Source organism: Pseudomonas sp. 05N434 (assembly GCF_056396965.1).
In genome coordinates this window covers 1-12,818 of sequence record NZ_JBFTMK010000066.1, presented here as the reverse complement: position 1 = coordinate 12,818, position 12,818 = coordinate 1, and the positions used below count along the sequence as shown (strand labels likewise).

At 60.0% G+C, this 12,818-nt stretch carries 12 protein-coding genes and 1 pseudogene; 9 read left to right on the top strand and 4 right to left on the bottom strand.

Annotated features, from left to right (window positions below):
* A partial coding sequence (locus AC1DLB_RS07015; RefSeq protein WP_477784791.1) for a dermonecrotic toxin domain-containing protein occupies positions 1-1,698 on the top strand: 1,698 nt, incomplete at its 5' end.
* A 52-nt stretch (positions 1,699-1,750) separates the two neighbouring features.
* Here AC1DLB_RS07015 and AC1DLB_RS07010 read toward each other — a convergent pair.
* Positions 1,751-2,533 carry an IclR family transcriptional regulator gene (locus AC1DLB_RS07010; RefSeq protein ID WP_258612674.1) on the bottom strand — a complete coding sequence of 261 codons (783 nt, stop codon included), beginning with the start codon at positions 2,531-2,533 and terminating at the stop codon, positions 1,751-1,753.
* 118 nt (positions 2,534-2,651) lie between these two features.
* Between AC1DLB_RS07010 and hmgA the strand changes: the two genes are divergently transcribed.
* The 3 genes from hmgA to maiA are packed head-to-tail and all read left to right on the top strand — an operon-like array spanning position 2,652 to position 5,915.
* The gene (gene hmgA, locus AC1DLB_RS07005; protein WP_018927161.1) at positions 2,652-3,956 is read left to right on the top strand and encodes a homogentisate 1,2-dioxygenase; all 1,305 of its coding nucleotides are present in this window, start codon (positions 2,652-2,654) and stop codon (positions 3,954-3,956) included.
* Between the two features lie 3 nt (positions 3,957-3,959).
* Positions 3,960-5,267, top strand: coding sequence for a fumarylacetoacetase (fahA, locus tag AC1DLB_RS07000; RefSeq protein WP_018927160.1), 1,308 nt, complete (start codon positions 3,960-3,962; stop codon positions 5,265-5,267).
* 12 nt (positions 5,268-5,279) lie between these two features.
* On the top strand, positions 5,280-5,915 hold the full coding sequence (maiA, locus tag AC1DLB_RS06995) for a maleylacetoacetate isomerase (protein WP_477743250.1): 636 nt from the start codon (positions 5,280-5,282) through the stop codon (positions 5,913-5,915).
* A gap of 29 nt (positions 5,916-5,944) precedes the next feature.
* Here the strand turns inward: maiA and AC1DLB_RS06990 are convergent, their stop codons facing one another.
* The gene (locus tag AC1DLB_RS06990; RefSeq protein WP_477743251.1) at positions 5,945-6,748 is read right to left on the bottom strand and encodes a SirB1 family protein; all 804 of its coding nucleotides are present in this window, start codon (positions 6,746-6,748) and stop codon (positions 5,945-5,947) included.
* A 183-nt stretch (positions 6,749-6,931) separates the two neighbouring features.
* Here AC1DLB_RS06990 and AC1DLB_RS06985 point away from each other — a divergent pair, with 183 nt between their 5' ends.
* From AC1DLB_RS06985 to AC1DLB_RS06970, 4 genes are all read left to right on the top strand, one after another.
* Positions 6,932-7,951 (top strand): Glu/Leu/Phe/Val dehydrogenase family protein, encoded by a 1,020-nt coding sequence (locus AC1DLB_RS06985; RefSeq protein ID WP_018927157.1) that lies wholly within the window; start codon positions 6,932-6,934, stop codon positions 7,949-7,951.
* Between the two features lie 116 nt (positions 7,952-8,067).
* A complete protein-coding gene (pdhA, locus tag AC1DLB_RS06980; protein WP_019647692.1) occupies positions 8,068-9,162 on the top strand; it encodes a pyruvate dehydrogenase (acetyl-transferring) E1 component subunit alpha in 1,095 nt (364 codons plus the stop codon).
* Positions 9,155-10,141, top strand: a complete 987-nt coding sequence (locus AC1DLB_RS06975; protein ID WP_086944719.1) for an alpha-ketoacid dehydrogenase subunit beta — start codon at positions 9,155-9,157, stop codon at positions 10,139-10,141. Before pdhA ends, AC1DLB_RS06975 begins: the two co-directional genes overlap by 8 nt.
* Positions 10,142-10,181: 40 nt before the next feature.
* Positions 10,182-11,291, top strand: coding sequence for a dihydrolipoamide acetyltransferase family protein (locus tag AC1DLB_RS06970; RefSeq protein ID WP_018927154.1), 1,110 nt, complete (start codon positions 10,182-10,184; stop codon positions 11,289-11,291).
* 173 nt (positions 11,292-11,464) lie between these two features.
* Here AC1DLB_RS06970 and AC1DLB_RS06965 read toward each other — a convergent pair.
* Positions 11,465-11,704 (bottom strand): annotated as a pseudogene (locus AC1DLB_RS06965) (YebG family protein); the annotation flags it as partial.
* A gap of 316 nt (positions 11,705-12,020) precedes the next feature.
* On the opposite strand from AC1DLB_RS06965, the gene AC1DLB_RS06960 reads away from it, so the two are divergent.
* Positions 12,021-12,521: a phosphate-starvation-inducible protein PsiE gene (locus tag AC1DLB_RS06960; protein WP_018927152.1), complete on the top strand. Its 501-nt coding sequence runs from the start codon at positions 12,021-12,023 to the stop codon at positions 12,519-12,521.
* Here the strand turns inward: AC1DLB_RS06960 and AC1DLB_RS06955 are convergent.
* The coding region (locus AC1DLB_RS06955; protein WP_477784790.1) for a DUF3509 domain-containing protein at positions 12,518-12,818 on the bottom strand (301 nt) is incomplete at its 5' end. The two genes, AC1DLB_RS06960 and AC1DLB_RS06955, sit on opposite strands and share 4 nt — an antisense overlap.

Sequence of the window (12,818 nt, the reverse complement as noted above, 5' to 3'; positions counted from 1 at the left end):
GTGTTATATGCGCCAGGCGCGCCGGGAGGTAAAGACTGGTTTGAGTTCGATAATGTTTGGTTGCTCAAGGAGCACGTTGCGAAATGGGTGCTTGTTCCGGGCGGTAAGGATTACTTGATCGATCAATGCCATTTGAAGGATCGCAGCAAGCTGGTTGACGAAATAGATAAATCTGGAGCAGCGGCCATAGCTGGTCAAGGGTCAAGAATCAATACCGTTACATGGCTGTCTCTTCCCCAAAGACGCTTCGAAGACAGTGTCAGGCAGTTACTGGCATGGGCGCAGTACGAGGTCGAATTTGTTACGCCTGGTTGGTTCAGGCAAGCGAAGCTGTCTGAACGGCAATGCCTGGCTCGACTGACTACTGAACAAAGCGCCATTTATGAACTGGCGAAAGATAAGGTGAATGTACAGCCGTTTCAGGTGTTTGCTCGGGAATTGGTGAAAAAGCGAGTTAATGACTATTTACGTCGCTCGGGGCCACACCCGGAAATCGATCCGGACCAGGTTGAGATCACAATTGCAGGTCATCAGCCAATGACCCTGACTCAACTGTTTATTAATTGGGAAATCTGGCGCAGCGACACCAGTTCTTTTGTAAAGGCTCTTGCGTGGTTTGACACGGTGGTCAAAAGTCTGGTCAATGTTCGTGATCAATTGAGAACGGCTACGTTCAGGTCAAGAGACGGCACCTCGGTGGGAAGGCTGAGTGCAACAGTGATCAACGACTTGATTGGAGTGTTGCCAGGGGATCAATACATCGATTATTTGAAGCGCACTTTCCTCAATCCCGGGGTCGGAGATCTGTCAACAAGACCTGAGGTGTATGGCAAGCTCAAGCAAAACAAACTCCAGTTCGATGCTCTGACTCAGAGAATGCAAGGCAATTTGAGCGGGGAGCAATATACCTGGCTGAATGCGGTGCTCGAAGAGTTGCACATTACTGCAAATACTGCCAATGGCGAAGTCTACAGGTTTGTCGTCAACGGCAAGCGCGTTGAAGGTGGGTACGTCTTTGCTCGCAAAGGCACAACTGAAAAGATTATTTATCTGCCAGCGGCTTACGATGGCAAGAACTTTGTTTCACTGGAATCTTATGCCGCGGAACTGAAGATGCACGCGCGATGGGRTATTGTTAAAAGTGTCCGAAGTAGAGATCAAGAGGTTGTGCGCGCTTATTTGTTCGAGGTTCTGAAGGGATACCATGATTTCACGCTAACACCCGGACGGCCTATCCGCTTATCGGATGACTACGCGCCGATGATCGAGCTTTTCATCGCCGAGACGGATGACCAGACGACCAGTCTTTCCGAAGCATTCTGGCGCGACACGCTAATTGTTGCCGAATTTGCGGTGGACATTGTTTCGCTTTTCATTCCACCGGTGGGGGTCGCAGCCACGTTATTGAAGGCAACGCGATCAATTGTGCTAGGGGTAATCGCTCACCACAACGGGTATGAAAAACAGGCAAACGGGCATTTTTCAGCTGCATGGGTCGGGTTGATTTCTCTCTATGTGGGTACCGTTGCGGGCATTGGCGGTGCAAATGCCGGCCTGAGTCTCCTTTCCAGAATCAACGATTTTGCCGGAATCGTTTCAACCGTTACCGGTGTTGAGGTCGGCGTAAATTATCTGACCTATGTGGCGGGTCGGTCTCTCGCGAATACAACCGGTTCGGTAACAACCTCTGTTCGCTGAGCAGGGAGAAGAGTGGATTAATAGCGGGCGGTGATAATTCCGCTTTATTACGTCACGTTTCAACCTGGTAACCCATCCGCCAACTCACGGCCCGCGTCGCTGCCAGCAATCGCTGCGCCGCCGGGCCGTTTTCGTCGGCATGGAACAACGAGGTCGGGCCGACGATGGTCATCACCGCCGCCACCTGGCCGACAGCGTTGAACACCGGTGCCGACAACGCATCCACTCCCGGCATCAGCAACCCATGCACATGATGCAGGCCGCGTTCGCGGATCTGTTCGCATAAGGCTGCATAGGTCTGATCGTCTGCCAAGATGTGGTCAGTGGCGTTGTGAAGTTCCTGATCGCGCAAGTCCACGGTTTCCCGCTTTGGTAGGTAAGCGCCAAATACCAGGCCAGTGGATGAACTGAGTAACGGCAATACCGAGCCCAATTGCGTGACCACCGTCACCGCTCGCACCGCCGGCTCGATGTGCACCACCGTCGCGCCCTGATTGCCCCACACCGCTAAAAAACAGGTTTCATTCAAGTCATCACGCAACTCGGCCAGAGGCAGAGCGGCGACTTTCAGCACGTCCATACTGTTCAGGGCAGCCAGGCCGACTCGCAGCGCTTCACGGCCCAGGCCGTAATGGTTGGTGGCGGGGTTCTGTTCGGCAAAACCGCTGGCGATCAGCGCTTGTAGATAACGGTGAACCTTGCTCGCCGGCATCTGCACGTGTTCGGCCAGACGCGACAGCGAGGTCGAGGGCGACAGCTCGGCGAGGGCCTTGAGGATGTCGGTGCCGACTTCGGCCGAGCGGACTTTCTGTTTACCGTTGCTTTCGCTGGTCATGGAGGCGGTGTGATCCCGGGACGAATGGGCGTCTTTATAGCTTGACGGTCAATACCAATCAAATTACGTTATGCGTAATTGAATTACGATAAAAATAACTTCCCGTTCAGGAGGCTCCATGAACCTCGATTCAACGGCGCCAGCGCTGGCTTATCAGTCAGGCTTTGGCAACGAATTCAGCAGCGAAGCGTTGCCCGGCGCACTGCCCATCGGCCAGAACTCCCCGCAAAAAGCCCCTTACGGCCTGTACACCGAGCTGTTCTCCGGCACTGCGTTCACCATGGCCCGCAGCGAAGCACGCCGGACCTGGATGTACCGCATTCAGCCGTCGGCCAATCACCCGGCATTCGTCAAACTGGATCGGCAACTGGCCGGTGGTCCGTTGGGTGAAGTGACCCCCAATCGCCTGCGCTGGAACCCCTTGGACATTCCGACCGAGCCCACCGATTTCATCGACGGGCTGGTGAGCATGGCCGCCAATTCGGGCGCGGATAAACCGGCCGGGATCAGCATCTATAACTACCGCGCCAACCGGTCCATGGAGCGGGTGTTCTTCAACGCCGACGGCGAACTGCTGTTGGTACCGGAACTGGGCCGCCTGCGCATCGCCACTGAACTGGGCGTGCTGGAGCTGGAACCGCTGGAAATCGCCGTGCTGCCTCGCGGGCTGAAATTCCGCATCGAACTGCTCGATCCGCAAGCGCGGGGCTATGTGGCCGAAAACCACGGCGCGCCACTGCGCCTGCCGGACCTGGGGCCGATCGGCAGCAACGGTCTGGCCAACCCTCGCGACTTCCTGACCCCGGTGGCGCATTACGAAAACCTCAAGCAACCGACCACCCTGGTGCAGAAATTCCTCGGCCAATTGTGGGGCTGCGAGCTCGATCATTCGCCGCTGAACGTGGTCGCCTGGCACGGCAATAACGTGCCCTACAAATATGACCTGCGTCGCTTCAACACCATTGGCACGGTGAGTTTCGATCACCCGGATCCGTCGATTTTCACCGTCCTGACCTCGCCGACCAGCGTGCACGGTCTGGCCAACCTCGACTTTGTGATCTTCCCGCCACGCTGGATGGTGGCCGAGAAAACCTTCCGTCCGCCGTGGTTCCACCGCAACCTGATGAACGAATACATGGGTCTGATCAAGGGCGAGTACGATGCCAAGGCCGAAGGTTTCGTGCCGGGCGGCGCCTCGTTGCACAGCTGCATGAGCGCCCACGGCCCCGATGGCGAGACCTGCACCAAGGCAATCAACGCGGAACTGGCGCCGGCTAAAATCGACAACACCATGGCTTTCATGTTCGAGACCAGCCAGGTGCTGCGCCCGAGCCGATTCGCCCTGGATTGCCCGCAACTGCAAAACAATTACGACGCCTGCTGGGCCTCGCTGCCCGCCACTTTTGACCCGACCCGGAGATAACCCATGACTCAGACTTCCATCACTCGTAGCTGGGTTGCCTCCGCCAACGGCCACGCGGATTTCCCGCTGCAAAACCTGCCGTTGGGCGTGTTCAGCGTGAAGGGCGGGGCGCCGCGCAGTGGCGTGGCGATCGGCGACCATATCTTTGATCTGGGAGCGGCACTCGATGCCGGGCTGTTCGACGACGGTGCCGCGCGAACCGCCGTCGAAGCCACCCGTGGCGGCCAGTTGAATGCGTTTTTCGAGCTGGGTCGCGAGGCTCGCGTCGCCCTGCGTGAACGCTTGATCGAGTTGTTCAAGGAAGGCAGCACCCTGCACGGCAAGATCGAAGCCCAAGGCGCAAAACTGCTGCCGCTGGCGGCGGATTGCCAGATGCACCTGCCGGCGAAGATCAACGACTACACCGACTTCTACGTCGGCATCGAGCACGCGCAGAATGTCGGCAAACTGTTCCGCCCGGATAACCCGTTGCTGCCGAACTACAAGTACGTGCCGATCGGTTATCACGGCCGCGCCTCGACCATTCGCCCGTCCGGCACCGACGTGCGGCGTCCGAAAGGCCAGACCCTGCCGGCCGGTCAGACCGAGCCGACGTTTGGCCCGTGCGCACGCCTGGATTACGAACTGGAACTGGGTATCTGGATTGGCCCGGGCAATGCCATGGGCGACTCGATCGCCATCGGTGACGCCGCCGATCACATCGCCGGTTTCTGCCTGCTCAACGACTGGTCGGCGCGGGACATCCAGGCCTGGGAATACCAGCCGCTGGGGCCGTTCCTGTCCAAGAGTTTCATCACCAGCATTTCGCCGTGGGTGGTGACGGCCGAAGCGCTGGAACCGTTCCGTCGTGCGCAGCCGGCGCGCCCGGAAGGCGACCCGCAGCCGCTGCCTTACCTGTTCGACAAACGTGATCAGGCGGCCGGTGCCTTCGACATCGAACTCGAAGTGCTGCTGCTGACCGAATCGATGCGCGAACAGAATCTGCCGGCCCATCGCCTGACCCTCAGCAACACCCAACACATGTACTGGACCGTTGCGCAGATGGTGGCGCATCACAGCGTCAACGGCTGCCAGTTGCAGGCCGGCGACCTGTTCGGTTCGGGCACGTTGTCCGGCCCTGAAAGCGGTCAGTTCGGCAGCCTGCTGGAAATCACCGAGGGCGGTAAAAAGCCGATCGAACTGGCCTCGGGTGAGGTGCGTAAATTCCTCGAGGATGGCGACGAAATCATCCTGCGGGGACGTTGCAGCCGTGAGGGTTTTGCTTCCATCGGTTTCGGCGAGTGCCGCGGCAAAGTGCTGCCGGCGCGCTAAGAGGATCGGCCCATGGAACTCTATACCTATTACCGTTCGACCTCGTCTTTCCGGGTACGCATTGCGCTGGCGTTGAAGGGGCTGGATTACCAGGCACTGCCGATCAACCTGATCGCGCCGCAGGGGGGCGAACATCGCCAGCCGGCGTACCTGGGCATCAACCCGCAAGGCCGGGTGCCGGCCTTGCGCACCGATGAAGGCGAATTGCTGATCCAGTCACCGGCGATCATCGAGTACCTGGAGGAACGTTATCCACAGGTGCCGCTGCTGTCCAAAGACCTCGCCGCCCGCGCCCACGAGCGTGGAGTGGCGGCGGTGATCGGCTGCGACGTTCACCCACTGCACAACGTCAGCGTGCTCAATAAGCTGCGGCAGTTGGGGCACGATGAGGCGCAAGTGGTCGAGTGGATCGGTCACTGGATCAGTCAAGGGTTGGCGACGGTGGAGCAGTTGATTGGTGATAGCGGTTACTGCTTTGGCGAGCAACCGGGGCTGGCGGACGTTTATTTGATCCCGCAGTTGTATGCGGCCGAGCGCTTCAATATTTCCCTTGAGGCCTACCCGCGAATTCGGCGAGTGGCGGCGCTTGCGGCGACACATCCAGCCTTCTTCCTGGCCCATCCGGCGAACCAGCCTGACACCCCTTAATGGCTTCACATCGACCCAATGTGGGGCGATCAATGGATGATGGCGTTGGGCGGAAGGTGCCCCAGCCGCTCGGTCAGGCGAATCTGCTGAATCGGGTCGTCGCAGAGCAGCAGCGCGTGTTCCAGGTCAAAACGCTCGGCATTCGGGCAATCCAGCCGTTGATAGAGGCTGGCCCGGGCCAGGTAGTCGGAGGCGTTGGCGTTGCCCAGCTCCAGCACGCGCTCGGCGTCGATCAGGGCGTCGATGTAGTCATCGTTCGTGAGGTACAACTGGCGCAGGTTGCGTGACAGCCGTTGCAGCATCTGCGCAGGTTCGGCGGTCTGCAAATGCTCGGCGCTGAGCTGCATGTTCGGGCCGTACTGGCGTTGCAGCAGTTCACGGCAATCGTTGGGGTACAGCCGGCGCCCGCCGCACGGGTCGAGCAGGTGATCGGCGCCTTGCACCCGCAGCAGGAAATGCCCGGGGAAGTTGACCCCGACCATGGGGATTTCCAGTCTTCTGGCCAGCTCCAGGGCAATCAGGCCCAGCGCCAATGGCTGGCCGCGCCGGCGTTCCAGCACTTTATGGAGCAACGCCACTTGCGGGCGCAAGGGCGTGAAGTCGTCCTGGGCGAACCCCAGGTCATTCATGCGCCGCAACAACGGTTGCGCCAACTCATTTACCGGCAGCATCGGCAATCCGTAGCTGACCCGCTGTTGCAGGTCCTTGAAGTCCGCCAGCACAGTTTCGGGATTCAGCTCTTTATCGTGTTCGACGGCGATCCACAACGCCGCCTCGAACAGCGCGGGCGGTGATCGTTGCAGACAGTCGAAAAAGCGTTGGCGCGGGGTCATCAAAATCTCCGGGGAATGCCTCGTTTTAGCCCCGTCGCAGGCTTTCGTCCAGTGCTGAACACAGGCCGTAACAGGTTATGTCCGAAAACCTTTAAAGCCGCGCTGCTTATTCCTGTGCGCTTCTGCAATTTTTGTGCGCAAGCCTATACTGGCGACTACAAGAAGTGATTCGGGAGCCCTACGATGTTCGCTCTCATGCAAAGCACTCGCCTTGAATCGCTGCACCTGAGCGTCGATCCGGTCACCGGGTTGAAGGCGGTGATTGCCATCCATAACAGCCGCCTGGGACCTGCCTTGGGCGGGTGTCGTTACCTTGCCTACCCCAGCGATGAATCCGCGATCGAGGATGCTGTGCGCCTCGCCCAAGGCATGAGTTACAAGGCGGCCCTGGCTGGCCTGGCTCAGGGCGGTGGCGTTGCGGTGATTATTCGCCCGGCCCATGTGGAAAACCGCGCCGCAGTATTCGAAGCGTTCGGGCGCTGGATCAATCAGCTCGACGGTCGCTACATCACCGCCATCGACGCCGGCACCTCGGTGGCGGACATGGACTGCATCGCCCAACATACGCAATTCGTCACCAGCACCACCGCTGCGGGGGACCCAGCACCGCATGCCGCCATGGGCGTATTCGCCGGCATTCGCAGCACCGCCATGGCCCGCTTGGGCAGCGATAATCTGGAAGGGCTGCGCATTGCCGTTCAAGGCCTGGGCAATGTTGGTTATGCCCTGGCCGAGCAGCTGCACGCTGCCGGCGCCGAGCTGCTGGTCAGCGACATCGATCACGGCAAAGTACAACTGGCCATGGAGCAGTTGGGCGCTCATCCGATCGCCAACGAAGCGCTGCTCAGCACCCCTTGCGACATTCTCGCGCCTTGTGGCTTGGGCGGTGTGCTTAACAGGACCAGCGTGACGCAGTTGCGCTGCTCGGCGGTCGCAGGTTCGGCCAACAACCAACTGACCCATCTGGAAGTCGCCGATCAGCTGGAACGCCGGGGCATTCTGTATGCGCCGGATTACGTGATCAACGCCGGCGGGCTGATCTACGTGTCGCTCAAACACCGTGGGGAAGAGCTGACGACCATCACCGCGCACCTGTCGAAAATCAGTTCACGGCTGACCGAAGTCTTTGCCCATGCCCAGGCGGAAAAACGTTCTCCGGCCAGGGTAGCGGATGAGTTGGCAGAGAAAGTGCTGTACCGGTAAACGTTTGAATCGATAAAGGAGTGAGTGCCTATCCGGCCAACTTGCTCCCCAAGCCCTGCGCCACAAACGTCGGGCCTGACAATCGCACGCCGACCCCGCGTGCCAGGAGCCCTGTGATGCTTCACAAGGTTGAGCTGCCCTACACCCGTTTTTTATCCCCTGACGGCCAGGTGCTCTGCGATCTCCCTCCCTGGGCCGACGACTTCAATCTGTTGACGCGCTTGTATCGGCAGATGGTCCTGACCCGCCTTTTTGACCAGAAAGCGGTCGCCCTGCAACGCACCGGGCGCATCGGTACCTACGCGCCGACCCTGGGCCAGGAAGCCATTGGCGTTGCGGTCGGCAGCCTGATGCACGCCGAAGACGTGCTGATCCCGTATTACCGCGACACCGCCGTGCAACTGATGCGTGGCGTGCGCATGGAAGAAATCCTGTTGTATTGGGGCGGCGATGAGCGTGGCAGCGACTTTGTCGACCCGGCGGTGGCGCAGGATTTCCCGATCTGTGTGCCGATTGCCACCCAGGCCCTGCATGCCTGCGGCGTCGCCAGCGCATTCAAGATCCGTGGCGAGCATCGGGTTGCCGTCACCACCTGCGGCGATGGCGGCACCAGCAAAGGTGATTTTCTCGAGGCCCTCAATGTCGCTGGCGCCTGGCAGTTGCCGGTGGTGTTCATGGTCAACAACAACCAATGGGCGATTTCGGTACCGCGACGAATTCAGTGCGGCGCTCCCACGTTGGCGCAGAAAGCCATTGGCGCCGGGTTCCACGGTGAGCAGGTCGACGGCAACGACATACTCGCCGTGTATGACCGCGTGCAAGCGGCCCTCGAACGGGCGCGCCACGGCAAAGGCCCGGTGTTGCTCGAATGCCTGAGTTATCGCCTCGGCGATCACACCACGGCCGACGATGCCACACGCTACCGGTCGGCGGACGAAGTCAAGCAAGCCTGGCTCGAAGAACCGATCAAACGTCTGCAGCGTTTCATGGTCGGGCAGGGCGTGTGGGATGAAAGTCGCGAGCAGGCGCTGATCAGCGAATGCCAGGGGTTGGTGCAGGTTGCTGTGGATAACTTCGAAGCGGCGGGCCTGCAGGCGCCGGCATCAGTGATCGATCATGTCTACGCCCAGTGGCCACAAGCCCTGGCCGAGCAGCGTGAAGACTTCCTCGAACGAGTGGCGCGCCGGACGGGAGGTTCGGGCCATGAGTAACGGTAAGGTAACGCTGCTGGAGGCGGTGAATCTGGCGTTGCATCGGGCCATGCGCGAGGACGAGAACGTTATCGTCCTCGGTGAAGACGTCGGGGTGAACGGTGGCGTGTTTCGCGCCACGCTGGGCCTGCGCGACAGCTTTGGTTTCAAGCGGGTAATCGATTCGCCGCTGGCCGAAACCATGATCGGCGGGCTGGCAGTGGGCATGGCGGCCCAAGGCTTGAAACCGGTGGTGGAAATCCAGTTCATGGGGTTTATCTACGCCACCATGGAGCACCTGGTGTCCCACGCCAGTCGCATGCGCAACCGCACGCGCGGGCGGCTCACCTGCCCGATGGTGCTGCGCTCGCCGATGGGTGCAGGGATTCGTGCGCCGGAACATCACAGCGAAAGCACCGAAGCACTGTTTGCGCACATTCCGGGGTTGCGGGTGGTGATCCCGTCCTCGCCGGCCCGGGCCTATGGTTTGTTGCTCGCGGCCATCGACGACCCGGACCCGGTGATCTTTCTCGAACCGACCCGACTCTATCGCATGAACCCGCAACCGTTGTTGGATGACGGCAAACGCCTGCCGCTGGACAGCTGTTTCACCCTGCGCGAAGGCAGCGACATCACCTTGATCAGTTGGGGCGCCAGTGTGATGGAAACCCTGCAAGCCGCCACGGCGTTGGCCGAGCAGGGCATCTCGGCGGAAGTGATCGATGTCGCCAGCATCAAACCGTTGGACCTCGACACGATGGAGGCCTCGGTGCGCAAGACCGGTCGCTGCGTGATCGTGCATGAGGCGCCGCGCTCCTGCGGGGTCGGCGCGGAAATCGCCGCCAGTCTCTACGAACGGGTGTTTCTGCAGTTGCAGGCACCGATCCAGCGAGTCACCGCGCCGGACATCCCGCCACCGCTGTATCGACTGGAATCGCTGTACATGCCTGGCGTCGAGGACATTCTTCACGCCTGTGACACCGTGTTGCGCCACGCCTGAAGAAGCCCTTGAAGAAACGCCAGAGGCCGAGGAGATTGCGATGAAATATTTCAAACTGCCGGATCTGGGCGAAGGCTTGCAGGAGGCGGAAATCGTCCGCTGGCACGTCAAGGTCGGCGATACCGTCAAGGCTGACCAATTGCTGGTGTCGGTGGAAACCGCCAAGGCGCTGGTGGACATTCCCGCGCCTTACGACGGCGTGGTGGCGAAAACCTTCGGCGGCGAGGGCGACATCCTGCATGTGGGGGAGCCGTTGCTCGGTTACGAAGGCGAAGCGGATGCGGGCACCGTGGTCGGACGGCTTGAGGGCGGCGGCACGAATCAGGAGGATGCCTTTTTTATCGGCACCGCGCCTTCGACCCGCGAATACCTGGCGAACCGCGCCACGCCAGCAGTGCGTCAATTGGCGCGACAACTGGGCGTTGAACTGAGCGCCTTGGTCGGCTCCGGCCAGGACGGTCAGATCACCCGCAGCGATGTGGAAAATGCGGCCCAGACGGAACGCGAGCGTTTCGGCGGTGAGAAGCTGCGCGGTGTGCGGCGCAGCATGGCGCTGAACATGGCCAGGTCCCATGCCGAAGTGGTGCCGGTGACGATTTTCGGCGATGCCGATCTGCATCGCTGGGGGCAGGCGCGAGAACCACTGATTCGTCTGGCCAAAGCCATGGCGGCGGCCTGCGCGGTGGAGCCAGTGCTCAATAGCGGCTTCGATGGCAAAACCCTGTCGCTCAAACAACACGAACGGCTCGACCTGGGCATTGCCGTGGATACACCGGACGGTTTGTTCGTGCCGGTGCTGCGCGATGTCGGCAATCGCACGTCGGCGGATTTGAAAGAAGGTGTGATGCGCCTGCGCGCCGATGTGCAGGCGCGTTCGATTCCGCCCAAGGAAATGATGGGTGCGACCCTGACTCTGTCGAATTTCGGCACCTTGTTCGGTCGCTACGCCAACCCGGTGGTGGTGCCGCCGCAAGTGGCGATCCTCGCCGCCGGGGCGATCCGCGATGAACCGGTGGCGGTCGAGGGGGCGGTGGCGGTGCATCCGATCCTGCCGCTGTCCCTGACCTTCGATCACCGCGTGGTCACCGGCGGCGAGGCGGCGCGGTTCTTCAAGGCGTTGGTCGACGCACTGGAGCAGCCTGACGCCTGATTTTCTGCGGGCATGAAAAAGGCCCTGAGCCATTGGACTCAGGGCCTATTCAATTCGGGCATTGCTTACTTCGGCGTCTTGGCGGCTTTGGCTGGCTTGGTCGGCTCAGCTTGCTCCACTTCAACAGGTGCAGCCACTTCAACAGGTTTAGCGACTTCAGCCGGCACGTTGAGCAATTCGGACAGTGCGTCCGGCTGGCTCTTGAACGCCTTGGCGAACACGTCGCGGTTCTTCGCCATGTAGATCCCGGCTTCTTCCACTTGCTGCTCGGTCAGGGACGGAACGGCTTTTTGCAACACTTCAGCCAGCAATTCGGCCAGTTCGAGCATTTTGTCATGACGGTCAGCTTCGGCTTTATCCATGAACAAGCGCTCCAGATCTCGGCTGCTGCGGTATACCACTTCGACGGCCATTCACCACCTCACATGCCTTCACATTTAGTTGTCTTTGCGACTACTGTATCTATATACAGCGAAAAGGATAAGCGAATCCCTGAGCTTTGGGTAGTGGCTTTTTAATGTAGACCGGATTCGGGGTTTGTCAGGTGAACGGTGGCGCTCCATTCGCGGCTACAGGTTTGGTGTTGACCTGCGACCAAACGCCACGGAGCGTGTTTTAAAGCACCTCGCCATCATGTGGCAGGCAACCCCTGGCCTTTTTTCTGCATGCAGAACAACCGTCACGTCCAACCCGCATCATCCGCTCGAACCGAGCTAAGGAACAATCATCGTGAAAATCAACTGGGCCGAGAACCTGCGGCAGAACGTGCACCAACTGGCCGAGTCCCTGGGCAACCTGTTCGTCGAGACCTTCCACTACCTGGCGCTGTTCGCCATCGGTGCGGTGACTGCCTGGGCGGCGGTCATGGAGTTCATCGGGATGCTGGAACAGGGGCACATCAAGATCGATGACATCCTGTTACTGTTCATCTACCTGGAACTGGGGGCGATGGTCGGGATTTACTTCAAGACCAATCACATGCCGGTGCGGTTCCTGATCTACGTGGCGATCACCGCGCTGACACGGCTGCTGATCTCCAACGTCTCGCACCACAATCCGCCGGACCTGGGGATCATTTACCTGTGCGGCGGGATCCTGCTGCTGGCGTTTTCGATTCTGGTGGTGCGTTATGCCTCGTCGCAATTTCCTTCGGTGAAGATCGAACACCCGCAACGCAAGATCGGTGCGGGTTCCGGTGAACATCCCGAAGTGGAGAAGGGCGAACTTTAATACCCGATTTCAGGTCGGGGCCGGGCTTTGGCCTGTGGCGGCGGCAGCTTACGGTTGTCGCCGTCGGTCATGGCTTCGAGGATGGCCACGGCGCATTGACCCTGTTCGATGGCGATGCCGAATTGAATGCTTTGCACCAGGCGTTTGAGGCGCTTGGGGTCATTGCGTTGTTCGGCGCTGATCATCCGTTTAGCCACCACGCGGCCAGCGTTGGAGAGGGTCAGCATGATGCTGCCGTCCAGGCCCTGGATGCTCAGGTTGATTTGATAATCCGCTGCAAAAGCATCGGTAATGAGC